Below are 16,200 nucleotides of genomic sequence, written 5' to 3' on the forward strand. Positions count from 1 at the left end.
TAGAATCCTATTTAACAATGGGGCAATTAGCGGAATTGATGGCTATTTCCAAACACCAAATTCGTTATAACGAAGACAAAGGGTTGTTAGCACCAGCTTTTATAGACAGTAATGGTTACCATAAATACGGTGTTGATCAAGTATATCAGCTAGCAAATATACTTTTAATGAGAAGTCTAGGGATATCAACAGCGCAAATTGCCCAGTTTATGGAGAATCAGGACAATGTATGGGCTGAAAAAACTTTAAAGGAAACATTGAAAGCAACTGAAGAGAAAATTCAGCAATTCGTTTTTGCTAAAGAGAAAATTGAAGCCATTTTGCCAGAAATCGATCAAAAAGAGGAAGCGTATGTTAGCTTACCTGAAAGAAGGTTGAAAAAAATTTATTCATATCCAGTGACAGAATCTTTAAATATAGTGGCATTCTTTAAGACGTTTAAAAAAAATCAGCAGATGCTGTTTGAATCGCTTTACTATTTAGTCGAGGATCATCAGATCAATATTTACATTGAAGATCAGTTGTCAAAAGATAACGTGCTAAATGCAGGGGATTATTTAGTGAGACGAGTCTGGATAGAAGATGAGGCAGAGTTATCGGAAGCTGTTGACAGATTCAAAAAAGAGAACCAGAGTCCGTTTTTAAATGTGTCAGAAGTGATCATTAAAGAAGCAGCTTATTCCTCCATTTTAATGAATAACAAACTTTTATATGAACTGCAGTGTCTTATTTTGATGAGAGGAGCATACTAGATGATGAGTAGAATAGAAGTGGTCCATCGAGGACAGTTGAATCAGCAAGATGAAAGAGCTGTATTTCATTTATTGCTCGTTTCTTTTTCCACTAAATTTGCAAGGCTTCAGCTGACAGCACAAGAAAAACTGGATATTTTAGTGTACCTTGGACAGAAGTATTCTCACCAGACATCTTCGGTCGATTATATCGCAAAAGAGGGGAATACAATCGTTGGTCTTTTAACTGTTTTGAGAAAAGCAGAAAATACGAAAAAATTCTGCTATCCATTTGAATTATCTAAAAAATATGGTTTCTTTCCGATCTTCCATTATGTCTTATTATTAACGGCACTGGGCTATCAGCCTAGAGATAAAGAACGGTATATTGAAAATATTGCGGTGGATAAACAGTACCAAAAACAAGGAATCGCTAAGGAGTTGATTAAGGTAGCGCAAGAAAACATCGAAAGAGGCGAAAAACTTTCCCTTCTTGTTTCCGCTGAAAATACACATGCATTACGATTATATTTAACGTGCGGTTTCTCAATCGTTCAAAGAAAAAGAACGTTTCTTTTAGGATTTTTAGCGAATGAACCAAATTGGATAGTTATGGAATGGAGCAGATGAAATGAAACGATTCAGAAAATTAATCTTCGGATTTATAGGGTTATTTATGATTTTTGGCACGTTCATTTGTTACGAACATCTTTATGATATGCAAGAATCAGTTGAATGGATTAAAACGTCTAAAGGAAAACTCTCAGCTGTGTTGACAAAGCCAAAAGGACGAAAAAGTAAGGGAATTGTTGTTTTAGTTCATGGTGATGCAGCGGTTGATGCAACAAATGAAGGCGGTTATAGACCGATGATGGAACAATTTGCCAAAGCAGGATTTACAACAGTTTCTTGGGCAAAACCAGGAGTAGCTGGATCAGAAGGAAACTGGTTATCGCAATCGATGGATGATCGAGCAAACGAAGTAACAGAAGTAATTCAGTGGGCTATGAAGCAACCAACATTGAATACAGAAAAAATTGTTTTATGGGGCGTAAGCCAAGGTGGATGGGTCGTACCGAAAGTAGCAGCTCAAAAGAAAGTCCCGATTTCTAAAGTGATCTTAGTGTCTCCTGCCATTGATTGGCTGAATCAAAATACGTATTATACAACACAAAAATTAAAACAGGAAGGAAAAACAAAGCAACAAATCAAGTCTGCTTTGCAAAAAGAAGAGCAAATCATTAAGTTGATGAAAAAAAATGCTTCTTTTCAAGAATATCTAGCAAATACACCGGAACAAGAACCAATGTCAAAAGAGCGTTGGGATTTTGTTAAAAAAAATTTTCTGTCAGATAGCCGAACAGAGTTAGAAAAAATTGAAGTCCCTATTGACTTGATGCTAGCCGACCATGATTTAAATGTAGATACTCAGGAGACTAAAAAAATATATTCAGAAAAACTATCACAGGAGTTATTGAATATTTTTACGATAAAAAATGCAGCGCATAGCATGGTATATTCAGATATTGCACAGTCAGAATGGTTAACTACAGCTGCTTATTTATTGGCTCCTAAAGATTTTTTGATCAACAAAGATTTTTTAAGACAATCTTTTTTAGCTGTTAAAAATCATTAATGAGAAGAGAATCAGGCCAGTTTAACTCCGATAAATAAGGGGAAGCTGTTTTTACTTCCATCGTTTTATGATAGGAGTAGATTCAAACAATTATCGCCTCTCCATTTTTTTGCTGCGTGAGACGATTAGCTTTCAAAGACAAAATACTGTAGTATTTTGTCTACTTTTTTATTATTATTGTTATTAAGAGGAGAAACTATGCCAAAGGAGAGAAAGCGATGATGGAAGAACTGACATATAGTTATGCCACCACAAGATCTGAAAGAATCCAAAGTTGGAAAAATCAAAAAATCGAAACAGAAGATCAAATCTACTTGAAGAACTGGCAAGCCCGTAAAAGCTTATTGAAAGAGTCAGATTATCCCAAGATATTTCAATATTATCAGTGGAATGAAGAGGCATTTATTAAAGGTCTGTTACCTTTTACCGAAGAACGGGCACGATCTTTAGTGCCGACTCTTGAAAAGAGTGAGTGGTTTCAATTACATCAGCACTTATTTACAGCTGAAATCCCTATAAAAGAACTGAATTTAACAGCTGGATTACGTTTTCATTTGCATTATTATGAAAACCATATTCACAGTTTATTACAAAAATATCCGTCGATTCAACTGTCTGAAAATGTGGTCAAAGAACTAATTGAACAATTGTCTGATGAATTCTTTTTTATTGCTCAAAAAACACTGGTTTGGGATGTTCATCAAATGATTGAAGAATATCAGTTACAAGCTGAGTCCAGAGAAGCAGAATTTGCTAAGTATATTGAAGAATTTTTAGGGGATAAACAACGGACATATCTTTTTTATGGAGAATACCCTACCTTGGCCAGAGTTCTTGCGGTCCGCTTGAAATTTGCCTGTGAAATGATCGAAGAATTTATAGCCTCATTGGTCGATTCTAGCGAACAATTGATAGAAACGTTCTCTATTTCATCACCGATGACACTTACACAAATAAAACTAGGTCAAGGAGATAGCCATGATCATGGGAAAACCGTGATCCAATTTCAAGTGCAAAAAAAAGACCTGATCTTTAAATTTAAAAACCTTGAAATAGGTGAACGTTTTAATGAGTTGTTGTCTTATCTGGAGGAACTAGACACAACGCTATCCTTTTATAAAGTTAAACGAATCGTCTTACCAACATTTACAATTGAGGAAAAAGTTGCGTATCAAGACTGTAAAGATGAGAGTGAGGTAACGATCTTTTATCGAAACTATGGTCACTTACTAGCAGTTGTTTATTGGTTAGGGTCAACAGATTTGCACATGGAAAATTTAATTGCTAGTGGCCCGTATCCAGTCTTGATCGATGTAGAAACGCTGATTCGTCCAGAGATGTTCAAACAAACACAAAAATTGTCACGACAAACTAGGATAGAAAAACAATCGGTACTCGTTTCAGGATTATTGCCGCAAAAAAAGCATTTGAAACGGGAATTAGAGATGGATGCCTTATCTGGTACCAAGCAAAAATTACCTAAAAAGGTTAGAAGATTGAGAAATAATGGCTCCAGTGATATCGCTTTTCAACTGGAAGAAGCATATATGGAAGGCGCTCAAAATATTCCTCGTTTAGCAGGGGAAGAGGTCGATTATCAATTATATCGTTACGTGATTCAAGAAGCTTTTCAAACAATGAACCAATTATTATTAAAAAATAAGGCTGCTTTTATACAGAAAGTCAAAGAATTATTTTCTGATACAACGATTCGATTGATATACAGAGATACACAAGATTATGGGAATTTATTGAATTTCACCTTGCATACAGATAGTATGTCAAACTATATTGAGCGAGAAAAAATCATTGAAAATTTATGGGCCAGTAACATTATTCCAGAAGCGTTGATTCCTTTTGAAGTACAGGCCATGTTGGATCACGATATTCCTTTTGTTACGGCAAATACCTCTCTTTCTGACATCTATACTAATGGTCAAAAGCTATCTGGATTGTTAGCAAAGACTCCCTTGCAGGATACGGTGGAGCATATGGAGCAAATAACAGAAAAAACTAGTCGATTTTCTTATCTTTTATTAAAGGAAAGTTTAGGGACTTTAGAATATACTACGCAAAAAATAGTACTACCAGAGAAAAATAGGTTCATTGAGCAACCGCTATTACAAAAAGCCGCTGATATTGGGGATCAGATCGTCAATCAGCTTGTCGTGGAAAAGAATCTTGGAGAAGTAGATTGGGTTTTAGTTCTTCCAGAAGCAAATGATAAGGTAGGCGTTGCTTATCCAGGGATAGATCTTTATGAAGGGAGCGCAGGCATCTATTTATTCTTAGTTTATTTGAATCATTTTGTGCCAAAAGAGGCATATCAAGAAGTGATTGATATGTTAGAAAAAGAGATTTTTGAAAAACAGGAAGCCAAAAGTACATATGAAAGTGCCTTTTTTGATGATGGGATGCGTCTAACCGTTGCTTTTTTTGTAACGAGATTGCTTGATGATGAAAAACATCGTCTATATTTGAAAAAAAGTGTACAAAATTTGAAATTGAACCGTGTATTGGAGTCAAACAAATCAGATGAGTGGCTCTATGGCAAAGCTAGCCTGTTGGCTGTTTTAGCAGCAGCCTATCAAGACGTTTCAAGTGATGAGATCTATGAATTACTTTCATACTACGCACAATCTATTGAGTGCAAAACTATGGAAGATAGTAGTTTTGCTCATGGTTATGCAGGTGTTTGTTATGGATTGTTTCAAGCAAATCAAATATTGCAAGATGCGACAATCGCAGAAAAGCTTGAGTGGTACCAAGAAAGAGTCCAAAAGAATCTTGAAAGGAAACCAAGACTCAACGGATCTTGGTGTCGTGGGAAAATAGGGATCGAAAAAATTTGTCAATTATTGAACCTGACTTTTGAGGAGGAATTCTTTGGAAAAGTTGTGGATTTAGGTACAGAAGATGATTGTTTATGCCATGGAAATTATGGAAATTCAGATGATTATTTGAATAACATTCATACATTATTGGAGGATGTTATTAAACTGAAGACAGATTCAGCCAGTATTCCGATTGGTCTTTTCTGTGGATTATCTGGAATAGGCTACCAGATATTGAGGGCATATGATTCGTCCAGTGTTCGATCCTTGTTATTTATTAAGTGACACAATCTGAAAAAATAACTTTACTTATTTGAGAGAACGGATTATAATTTAGGTATTAATGCAAGGGGGAGAGTTTATATCATGAGAAAATTATCGATTGAAAAAATGGAAACAGCAAAAGATTTAAAAAAAGTTGATTCAGTTGTAGGAGCTTCATTTGAAAGAAGTAAAAATTCTGAAGAGACTGTGGATAGATCAGAAACGATTGTTGCGAATACAATTGGTGGATGGTCACGTATTATTTGTTTACCATAGGAAAACTAGAAAAAACTAGAAAAATGGATTATATCCATTTTTCTAGTTTTTTTTTGATTAAATTGATTTTTTCAAAATAAATATGCCAATTGCTTCTGTTCCAGATATGATCAATACAGCCAAGTTTAAAATCCATGAGTAGGAAACTTGATTATAAGAAGCAATATCATAAAATAAATTACTTAAGGCAAATAATAAAATCATTGTGACAATGAAAGAAATGAAGCTTGCTGTTGAAATAATTTTCTTTCCCCGTTCATCTTTACCTTCTTTACTAAAGTAAAAGTAAAGTGAATAAATAATAAAGATAATTGATAGTAAAGCAATCACTAAGGTAGACCAATGATTTGTTGGCAAGTTATCAAAAAAAGATTTAAGTGATTCAGTCATAATTTATCCTTTCCTTCCGTTAGTCGGTTTCTTCGTTCGTTTGCTCGTCATCTGTTAATTTTTTGAAAGTGAAGATTTGTTCAATCGGCACTTCGAAAACGTCCGCTATGTCATGAGCCAGTAAAAGGGAAGGATTGTACCTATTTCTTTCTAACTGAATGATTGTTTGTCTAGATACTCCTACCTTGTCAGCAAGTTCCTGTTGGGTCATGCGTTTCATGGCTCTGTAGACGTGAATGGAACTCTCAAAAGATGAGTTCTTCTTTTTTGGCAATGCAAATCCCTCCAATAGTCTAATTTATGTATTAAATAAAAAGCGCATAGTCAATATACCATATCTTACTTTCACTTACAAATAACTTGCAAAGAAAATCAAAAGAAAAAAGCCAAGCTTCTCGACTAGCTTGGCTCTTGTTTCTGGAAGGAATCAGTGTATTGAATGATCATTTTTTACTTTTCGTTATACATGTAAAGTAATTAGTTGAATTTCTTGTTCATAAACCAAATCTTGTCTTCATTACATTTTCTACATTTCTTTTCTTAAAAATTTTTCAATCAAACTATCTTTATATGTGTTTTTTAGATGGATTACCCAATTTTTTACACATATTCACTATTTTTTAAAGATGTTTTTACGATTTTTATACTTTACACATATATCTTGATGAAAGGTGAATCGTGTTCTGCTAACAATTTTGCGTTTATTCGTGTCTACTTCGAGAAATTCTTCAATACAACTGATTGTTCCTCCTTCCTTCTATAAGTATAGTAACATGTTTGGTAAGCGTTTTCAACTATAATGCTCCCCAATAGGTACAACTTTTTTTTATTTAGTGGGAGCTCTGCTTTTGAAAAAAGTGGCTAGAAAAAATAAAAATTTAGCCATATTTATTGAAGTTTGAAAAAAAAACATGGTATAGTGAATATAGATACTATATTAATAGAAGGAAAAAATAAGAATGGGGGGATAGGATGGAAGCATACAAACAACCTATCGAGACAATTATTAAAGAAGTGAACACAAATAAAGAGCAAGGATTAACGGGACAAGAGGTAAAAAAGCGACTTACTGAACAAGGCGCTAATAAATTCCATGAGGCCAAGAAAGAGTCAATATTCAAGAAGTTTCTTCATAGCTTATCCGATTTTACAACAATCATTTTATTAGTTGCGGCAGCCATTTCATTTTACACAGCAATTGCAACTGATCATGGGGATTATTTTGAAGGAATCTTGATTATCGCTATTGTGATTATCAACGCCGTATTAGCCATCGTTCAAGAGGGAAATGCTGAAAAATCGTTGGCGGCGTTACAAGATATGAATAAACAAAGTAGCTCGGTTTTACGTGACGGAAAAGTTGAGACTATCGATGCAGAAGATGTTGTTGTTGGCGATATACTTGTATTAGAATCAGGGTCAATGATTACAGCAGATGCTCGTTTGATCCAATCATCGCAACTTAGAGTAGAAGAATCCGCACTTACTGGAGAAAGTGAGCCTATTGAGAAAGATTCGGAGTACATAGGAAAACAAGATGCACCGATCGGCGACCAAATCAATATGGTCTTTAAAGGCTGTACGGTAGCAAATGGTCGTGGACGAGCAATTGTTACAGCAACAGGGATGCAAACTGAAATGGGAAAAATCGCCGGCTTGTTAAATGACGATGTGACCCAGCAAACACCACTACAAAAACGTTTGAACCAATTAGGGAAGAGGATCAGCCTCATTGCTTTAGGTGCTGCAGCATTAGTCTTTGTTATTGGTGAGTTACAAGGTGAACCAATGTTAGAGATGTTTATGACGGCGGTATCATTAGCTGTTGCAGCGGTACCTGAAACCTTGATGGTAATCGTAACATTGACATTGGCTTACGGTGTCCAGAAAATGGCAAAGAAGCATGCCATCATTCGTCGCTTACCGGCTGTTGAAACACTGGGCACTGCTAATGTAATTTGTTCTGATAAGACTGGAACCTTGACGCAAAATAAAATGCGGGTCAGACGTGTTTGGTCACGTGGAGATGAAGTAACAGATACTGAAGATGCGATGACAGATGAAGCGATGGAAGTCTTGAAAATGGCTTCTCTTTGTACAGATGTTATTGTAGATAAAGATGGGGATGATCTAGTCATCCAAGGAAATCCAACGGAAGCAGCTATCGTGCGTGCAGTGGAAGAAAACTATCATACGAAAGCTGAATTAGAAGAAAAATACCCAAGAATCGGAGAAATTCCATTTGATTCTGAACGAAAAATGATGACGACCGTTCACAAAATGGGGAAAAAGTATATTTCTGTAACCAAGGGTGCTTTTGATGTTCTATTGACTCGTTTCCGTTTTGGTGATGTTGAACAAGCGGCTGTGGTAAATGATCGCTTCGGAAAACGTGCTTTACGAGTGATTGCGGTCGGTTATGCCATTTATGATGAAGAACCCACTGACATCACTTCAGGGGCGTTAGAGAAGAACTTACGGCTATTAGGATTGATTGGCATGATTGATCCCCCAAGACCAGAGAGTAAAGGGGCCATTGCTAGAGCGAAAAAAGCAGGAATCAAAACAGTCATGATTACAGGAGACCATGTAGTGACAGCAGGCGCCATTGCCAAGGAGTTGGGGATTTTAACAGATAAAAATGAAGCCCTGACAGGATCGGAATTGCAAAAAATGTCTGATGAAGAGCTAGATTCACGAGTGAAATCACTCTCTGTCTATGCTCGAGTAACGCCAGAAGATAAAATCCGTATTGTGAAATCTTGGCAACGAACTGGTGCAGTTGTTGCAATGACAGGGGACGGAGTCAATGATGCTCCTGCCTTAAAAGCGAGTGACGTAGGTTGCGCCATGGGAATTACTGGAACAGACGTGGCACAAGGTGCAGCAGATATGATTTTGACGGATGACAATTTTGCAACAATCGTAGATGCCGTTGCCCAAGGTCGGGCTGTTTATCGCAATATCCGTAAAGCAGTCAACTTTTTGTTAAGCTGTAATATTTCGGAGATATTTATTGTATTGATTGCTATGTTGCTTGGTTGGGGAGCACCCTTTACGGCGGTTCAATTACTGTTTGTAAACGTCGTTGCAGACGGTCTACCTGGTTTTGCACTAGGGAAAGAACCAGCAGAAAAAGGAATCATGGATGAAGCTCCAATTCCAAGAAATGAAGGGATTTTTGCACGTGGTTTATGGCAAAAAATTGGGATCAATGCTTTTGTCTTTACAGTAATCACTTTGTTTGGATTCTATTTAGGCGCAAATGTTGATTCAGTTTCTTATTTTTTTGAAGCAAGTCATGAAATTGGTCAAACAGTAGCATTCTTAATTCTAGCTTATTCATCGATTCTACATGTTTTCAATGTGAGAAGTACAGAATCGATTTTTAGAGTAAAATTATCAACAAATAAATCATTGTTTGAAATGGCGGTGTTGGCTGTGATTATTACGACAGTCATTGCGTTGTTACCATTCACACAAGAATTGTTTGGCTTAGTTCCGATTGGGATGAATCATTGGTTATTAGTCATGGGGCTATCGATTGTACCGATTTTTGTCAATGAAATGATCAAATTCCACTATTCATCAGAAGAAGATGCCGAATAAACGTATATTAAAGCCAACGCTTAACGTGTTGATTTCTACCACGAAATCAACACGTTAAGCTCTTTTTTTCATATCTCTTGATTGGGTGAAAGGATCTCTTGAAAATAGTATTGAATTTATTTACATAAAAGACTTGCTAAAATGTTGAAGGAGTATTATAGTTGTTAACAAAATCAGTTGTTTTATTTTTTTTAGCTGGTATTTTTTTAAATTAATTATAACTAACAACCGATATTTTTATTTGGAAGCCCAAATAAAAATCTTAGGGGAGTAGCAACATAGTTTATCTATGTTTTTAGATCAACAGCAAGTGTGTAAACACTGGTCTAAGAATGAAATTGCGAGACCTAAGTGTAAGGGCCAAGTGTCGTTTCACTTAGGTCTCTTGTTTTACTTAAAAAGCGGAATTGGGTTGAAGAGAAGTTCTGATAAGTGGTTTTTTTATTTTTCAGTCAGAGCAGGACGAGCCCCTTATGCTTTTAAATTGGAGGAGAATTTTGTGGTAGAGAAGTCGAAAATTTCGCATCATCAGAAATTGACCGCTGCGGGTCTTTTAGTAGCAATGGGGGTCGTTTATGGTGATATCGGAACAAGCCCGCTTTATGTAATGAAAGCGATCGTTGGAGATAACGGCGGTCTTCGAAATGTTTCGGAGAGTTTCATTCTTGGCGCGGTATCATTGATTTTTTGGACATTAACGATTTTAACAACGATCAAATACGTTGTGATTGCTTTAAACGCCGATAATCATGGTGAGGGAGGCATCTTCTCTTTATACACACTTGTGCGTAAAAAAGGGAAATACTTGATTATTCCAGCTATGATTGGAGGAGCAGCATTACTCGCCGATGGTGTGTTGACTCCAGCTGTGACTGTGACTACTGCAATCGAAGGATTGCGGGGGATTCCTGTGTTCTTTGAACGGTTCGGCAGTGATCAAAACATTATCGTGATGATTACATTGGCTATTATACTTATTTTATTTTCTGTTCAACGTTTTGGAACAGATGCAGTTGGAAAAGCGTTTGGACCGATTATGTTTGCTTGGTTTACCTTCCTAGGCGTGATGGGGCTGATCAATTTTGGACAAGATTGGACAGTTCTTCGTGCGTTGAACCCTTATTATGCAGTTCACTTACTGCTTAGTCCTGAAAATAAACTAGGAATCTTCGTTTTAGGGAATGTCTTCTTAGCAACAACTGGGGCAGAAGCCTTATATTCTGACTTGGGTCACGTTGGTAAACATAATATTCGTGCTAGTTGGCCGTATATTAAAATTTGTCTGATTCTCAATTATTTAGGACAAGCAGCTTGGATCTTGAGTGCTAAAAATGATCCGTCGATTTTAGCAATCGAGAATTTAAACCCATTCTTTCAAATGATGCCAAATAGTATCATGCTTATCGGGGTAGTGTTTGCTACGGTCGCTGCAGTAATTGCTTCCCAAGCTTTGATTTCAGGCTCATTTACATTAGTTTCAGAAGCAATCAAATTAAAATTATTGCCAAGATTGAAAATCATTTATCCAGGTGCGAATATTGGTCAAATGTATATTCCAGCTGTGAATATGATGTTATGGATCGTCTGTTCGTTAATCGTCATTACGTTTAGAACTTCTACGCATATGGAAGCAGCATACGGCCTTTCAATTACAGTAACAATGCTGATGACGACTATTCTGTTGATGTTTTACCTATTGCAAAAAGGTGCACCGCGCTGGGTTGCTTATCTTATTACTTTATTCTTTGGTAGTATTGAGTCGATCTTCTTTGTCTCAAGTATTGCGAAATTCTTCCATGGCGGTTATGTAGCTGTTGGTATCGCATTATTGATTTTAGCTGTGATGACCATTTGGGAGTGGGGCAATATTATTAAAGAGAAGACATCTGATACAGTTCCGCTTAAACAATATGTAGAGCAGTTACGGATGTTAAAAGATGATACGACGGTTCCTAAATCACAAACGAACGTTGTTTTCATGACACCAGATACGATCGGAGACGAAATTGGTCGTCAAATCATTTACTCAATTTTAGATAAACAACCGAAAAGAGCAAATGTTTACTGGTTTGTAAACGTTGAAGTAACGGATGAACCATTTACGAAAGAGTATTCTGTAGATATGATGGGCACTGATTTTATCGTACAGGTTCAGTTGTATCTTGGGTTTCATGTAGCGCAAGAGGTCAATGTTTATATTCGTCAAATCGTTTATGATTTAATGAAAGAAGGACGTTTACCTAAACAGCCACAGAAATATTCATTGACACCAGGTCGTGAAGTTGGGGATTTCCAATTTATTATTATTCGGGAAGAGCTATCCAAGGTAACAGAGTTGAAGAAATGGGATCGTCAAATCATGCAATTAAAATTGGCAATCAAAAAAAGAACGACTACGCCAGAAAACTGGTTTGGTTTGGAATATAGTGAAGTGAAATATGAATCTGTTCCATTGATTATCGGTGATACAAGAAAGACAAGATTAAGAGAACGAAAAGTTTTAACATAAAAAAAGAGGGTGAAATCGAAATGTAACGTAGTTGTTGCTTCGGTTTCAACCGTGTATACAAATGTAAAGCGACTGAGATATAGCTCGAAGAGTTATGCCTCAGTCGCTTTAAGCTATCAATAATTTCATAAAGGAATAGCTCTTATTAGCGCTATAGCTAAAGGACACGTATAATGTAACATAGAATAATAAGGAAAAATGAGGTGTAAAGAATGCTTATAATAAATTTTTTAATATTACTTTTAATGATTGCGATCACTGCATTTTTTGTGGCAAGTGAATTTGCATTAGTGAAAATTCGAATGTCACGATTGGAGCAGTTAAAAAATGACGGCGTAAAAAATGCGGAATTAGCGATTCATGTGACACACCATTTAGACGCATATTTATCTACAAGCCAACTAGGCATTACTTTGACAGGGTTGATCATTGGTTGGGTAGGTGAAGGATCAGTTGCTGCGTTACTACATCCAATAGTAGGCGATCTGCCAATCAGTGGAGCGTTAAGCAGCACGATTTCTATTGTTTTAGGATTTGTAATTGTAACGTATGTTGTGGTTGTTGTAGGGGAATTGTTTCCTAAAAGTTACAGTATCGCTAAGCCTGAAAAAGTTGTTCTAGCCATTGTTAAACCATTGCATTATTTTTATAAGATAATGTATCCGTTTATTTGGTTGCTGAATCATTCTGCAGCTAAATTGGGACAGTTGTTTGGAATTAGACTAGTATCTGAAGGGGAAGAAACATTAACCCAAGAAGAATTATTGTATGTAGCAGATGATTCCTATAAAAAAGGGGAACTGACCAAAGAAGAGTATCATTATATGGAAAATATTTTTGAATTTGACGATACACTTGCCAAAGAAATTCAGGTCGATCGAACCTCTATGGAGGTTTTCGAAGCCGACGAAACGGTAGCACAAGCAATTCAGCATTCTTTAAAACGGGGACATACGCGCTATCCAGTTATTGAAGAGTCAAAAGATAATGTATTAGGTTATGTAACGTTGCCGGCTTTAATAAAAGAATCATTTATCAATAATCAAAGAAACGTCAGCGAACTAGTTGAAGAGCCTATTATCGTGTTAGCGACAATTCCAATCAAGAGTTTACTAACGATGATGCGAAAAGAAGGGAAACATATTGCGATTTTAAAAGATGAATATGGTGGAACTACAGGGATGGTAACCATTGAGGATATTCTAGAAGAATTAGTAGGTGACATTAGAGATGAAACAGATTTAGAAAATGCTCTGATTGCCAAAGAATCTGATAATTCGTATATCGTTTCTGGTAAAATCACACTTGATGATTTTGAACGGTACTTTAAAGTGAAAATTCCAATATTTGAAGAGTCTGAAATGTCTACATTAGCTGGTTTTATTGTGGAACAACAGAAGAATCAAATTACTGTTGGAGACCAAATCAAGATTGATAAGTTTATTTTTGAAGTAATGGACTATGAGCATGCACATATTGATTACTTTAAAATCACATTAAATCAGGTGTAAAAAGATGGAATAGAGGTGTTTGACACCGATAAATAAGTGCTGGCATAATGATGCTTTAGTACTTAGAGATTGCTTCTGATTCTGCCATTTATTTGAATTTCAGGTGAGCGAAGTTAGGTATGACTTGAAGAGTTATGCCCAACCTCACTCACTTAATTTTTTATAAAATCAATTTCTATGATAAGTAAAATCGGTTGTTGCAAAAGTTGTTCCTGAAATAGATAGTTGAGAAAAATTTGTTAAATCAATATCATGTACAGTCAACGTATAGTCATTCGATGGGGAACGATTGCCATCTGGATCATAGGCTTCATTTGTGATAAGCAGACGTTGAGTTTGTTCATTCCAATTCAAAGAACTAATTTTAAAATTTAAAGTACTTCCCACTCCTTGAGTAGGTCCAATTGTAGCGTAAGTATCTGTAAAAGCAGCTAACCAAGGAATGCCATTAGAGTCATTTTCTGTAGAAATCCAATTTCCTAATAATGAATTATAAATTGTTTGTGGATCTTTATCAGATTCTTTAGAAGTAGTAGTCTGATTAGAAGAATTGCTTGTTTCAGAAGACTGAGTTGAATTTGTTTGAGTTTCCGTATCTGAACGTGCTGCAGCAAATTAAAAGGATAAAAAGAAGGTTGACCAGTACGCTATATTCAGCTAGGATTAAATAAAAAGGATGTGTTTAAATGCATAAGGTGGGGATTATCGGTTTAGGTCACGTGGGTGCAACACTTGCGTATACATTGGTCACTGAAAATTTAGTTGATGAGCTTGTTTTGATCGATAAAAATGAAGAATTAGCTGTTTCTGAAGAATATGATTTGTTAGATGCTGAGGTTTTTTTAACTGGGAAAACTAAGATTATCATCCAAGATTATCAAGCGTTAAAAGACGCTTCTATTATTGTTTTTTGTGCAGGTCAAATCAGTGCATTAGGAGAAGATGGCGATCGGTTGAAAGAACTTGAGATCACGAGCAAAATCGTAGAAGCAACTGCCCCTAAAATCAAGGCATCGGGATTTAAGGGTATTATTTTAACGATTACGAATCCATGTGATGTAATTGCAGCATATATGCAAAAGTTAACAGGGTTTGAGCCTAATAAAGTATTTGGGACAGGAACGATGCTTGATACCGCTCGGATGAAACAGGCGGTGAGTCGTAATTTAGCCATTGATAGTAGAAATGTCGGTGGGTATGTGTACGGTGAACATGGAGATTCTCAATTTGTTGCTTGGTCGACCGTCACAGTCGGTGATCGACCACTCTTAGCTTGGGATCAAACACTTGATTTAGAAAAGCTTGATGCTGCTGTTCGAGCAGGTGGTTGGAAGGCTTTCGCAGGAAAAGGTTATACAAGTTATGGTATTGCAACCTGTGCGGCACGCTTAGTGAGGATGATGTTAAATGACTCAAAAACGATTGTTTCGGTTTCGGCCTATAATCAACAAGCTGATGTTTATTATGGACAACCTGTTGTAATTGGTAAAAATGGAGTAGAATCGCTTATCGATTGTCCACTGACAAAAAAAGAAAATGAGTTACGGGAAAAATCTCTTCAAATTATTAAAACAGCACTAGCAAAATTGCCTATCAAGAAGTAAAATAGTAACGGTGATTTAAAACAATGGAGGCAATTTGGTGATAAATTTAACAGAAATAACGGAGAAAATGTCTCCTAATCAAAAAATCAATTATGATCGTGTATTACAAAAAGTTATTGCAGAATGGGAAAAATCAGCGATACGTCCGACTATTTTGTTGCATAGCTGTTGCGCACCTTGTAGTACTTACTCACTTGAATATTTGACGCAATATGCAGATGTTACGATTTTTTTTGCTAATTCAAATATCCATCCAAGATCAGAGTATCATCGTAGAGAAATCGTGCAACAAAAATTTGTAGAGGATTTTAATAAACAGACAAAGAATCAAGTCCAATTTTTATCTGCTCCATATGAACCGAATAAATTTATCAAAATGGTTCAGGAAAAAGAATTGACAGAAGAACCAGAAGGTGGCAAACGTTGTTCGGCCTGTTTTCAGATGCGCTTAGATATCGTTGCGGAAAAAGCACAAGAGTTAGGCTATGACTATTTTGGAAGTGCGTTAACGCTATCGCCAAAGAAAAATAGTCAATTGATCAATGAAATTGGGATCGATATTCAAAAATTTTATGCGATTAATTATTTGCCAAGTGATTTTAAGAAAAACAATGGCTATAAGCGTTCAATTGAGTTATGTAAAGAATATGATGTCTACCGTCAATGTTATTGTGGTTGTATGTTTGCAGCAACCAAGCAAGGTATTGACTTAAAATCTGTCAACAAGGAAGCAAAAGAATTTTTGGCAGAACAAGAAAAATAATAAAAAAGAGAGTGATCTTCAGGTAACAGGAGATCATTCTCTTTTTTGCTATGTATATAGTTTAAAACTATAT

General features: G+C 36.0%; 13 protein-coding genes. 10 read left to right on the plus strand and 3 right to left on the minus strand.

What is annotated here, in order from left to right; genetic code table 11:
* The first annotated feature begins 17 nt into the window (after positions 1 to 17).
* The 5 genes from I580_RS06150 to I580_RS17055 all read left to right on the plus strand — a co-directional run bounded on the left by I580_RS06150 (position 18) and on the right by I580_RS17055 (position 5,741).
* The gene (locus I580_RS06150) at positions 18 to 752 is read left to right on the plus strand and encodes a helix-turn-helix domain-containing protein (RefSeq protein WP_034860140.1); all 735 of its coding nucleotides are present in this window, start codon (positions 18 to 20) and stop codon (positions 750 to 752) included.
* Positions 753 to 1,361 (plus strand): GNAT family N-acetyltransferase, encoded by a 609-nt coding sequence (locus I580_RS06155; protein WP_010771091.1) that lies wholly within the window; start codon positions 753 to 755, stop codon positions 1,359 to 1,361.
* Between the two features lies 1 nt (position 1,362).
* The gene (locus I580_RS06160; protein ID WP_010771092.1) at positions 1,363 to 2,367 is read left to right on the plus strand and encodes an alpha/beta hydrolase family protein; all 1,005 of its coding nucleotides are present in this window, start codon (positions 1,363 to 1,365) and stop codon (positions 2,365 to 2,367) included.
* 218 nt (positions 2,368 to 2,585) lie between these two features.
* Positions 2,586 to 5,486: a type 2 lanthipeptide synthetase LanM gene (gene lanM / locus I580_RS06165; RefSeq protein ID WP_010771093.1), complete on the plus strand. Its 2,901-nt coding sequence runs from the start codon at positions 2,586 to 2,588 to the stop codon at positions 5,484 to 5,486.
* Positions 5,487 to 5,567: 81 nt separating this feature from the next.
* The gene (locus I580_RS17055) at positions 5,568 to 5,741 is read left to right on the plus strand and encodes a hypothetical protein (protein WP_010771094.1); all 174 of its coding nucleotides are present in this window, start codon (positions 5,568 to 5,570) and stop codon (positions 5,739 to 5,741) included.
* Between the two features lie 57 nt (positions 5,742 to 5,798).
* On the opposite strand, the gene I580_RS06170 is transcribed toward I580_RS17055, so the two are convergent.
* Positions 5,799 to 6,131, minus strand: a complete 333-nt coding sequence (locus I580_RS06170) for a hypothetical protein (protein WP_010771095.1) — start codon at positions 6,129 to 6,131, stop codon at positions 5,799 to 5,801.
* 19 nt (positions 6,132 to 6,150) lie between these two features.
* The gene (locus tag I580_RS06175; protein WP_010771096.1) at positions 6,151 to 6,405 is read right to left on the minus strand and encodes a helix-turn-helix transcriptional regulator; all 255 of its coding nucleotides are present in this window, start codon (positions 6,403 to 6,405) and stop codon (positions 6,151 to 6,153) included.
* Between the two features lie 698 nt (positions 6,406 to 7,103).
* On the opposite strand from I580_RS06175, the gene I580_RS06180 reads away from it, so the two are divergent.
* The 3 genes from I580_RS06180 (at position 7,104) to I580_RS06190 (ending at position 13,760) form a co-directional block, all read left to right on the plus strand.
* The gene (locus I580_RS06180) at positions 7,104 to 9,740 is read left to right on the plus strand and encodes a calcium-translocating P-type ATPase, PMCA-type (RefSeq protein ID WP_010771097.1); all 2,637 of its coding nucleotides are present in this window, start codon (positions 7,104 to 7,106) and stop codon (positions 9,738 to 9,740) included.
* 562 nt (positions 9,741 to 10,302) lie between these two features.
* Positions 10,303 to 12,249, plus strand: a complete 1,947-nt coding sequence (locus tag I580_RS06185) for a KUP/HAK/KT family potassium transporter (RefSeq protein ID WP_245558649.1) — start codon at positions 10,303 to 10,305, stop codon at positions 12,247 to 12,249.
* 212 nt (positions 12,250 to 12,461) lie between these two features.
* Entirely contained in the window at positions 12,462 to 13,760 is a 1,299-nt protein-coding gene (locus I580_RS06190) for a hemolysin family protein (RefSeq protein ID WP_010771099.1), read from the plus strand.
* A 168-nt stretch (positions 13,761 to 13,928) separates the two neighbouring features.
* Here the strand turns inward: I580_RS06190 and I580_RS06195 are convergent, their stop codons facing one another.
* Complete coding sequence (locus I580_RS06195) at positions 13,929 to 14,147, minus strand: hypothetical protein (protein ID WP_010771100.1); 219 nt, start codon at positions 14,145 to 14,147, stop codon at positions 13,929 to 13,931.
* Positions 14,148 to 14,446: 299 nt separating this feature from the next.
* Between I580_RS06195 and I580_RS06200 the strand changes: the two genes are divergently transcribed.
* Entirely contained in the window at positions 14,447 to 15,364 is a 918-nt protein-coding gene (locus tag I580_RS06200; RefSeq protein ID WP_010771101.1) for an L-lactate dehydrogenase, read from the plus strand.
* A 37-nt stretch (positions 15,365 to 15,401) separates the two neighbouring features.
* Positions 15,402 to 16,127, plus strand: coding sequence for an epoxyqueuosine reductase QueH (locus I580_RS06205; protein ID WP_010771102.1), 726 nt, complete (start codon positions 15,402 to 15,404; stop codon positions 16,125 to 16,127).
* The last annotated feature ends 73 nt before the right edge of the window (positions 16,128 to 16,200 follow it).

The organism is Enterococcus caccae ATCC BAA-1240, assembly GCF_000407145.1.
In the GTDB taxonomy this organism is placed as follows: Bacteria; Bacillota; Bacilli; order Lactobacillales; family Enterococcaceae; genus Enterococcus_L; species Enterococcus_L caccae.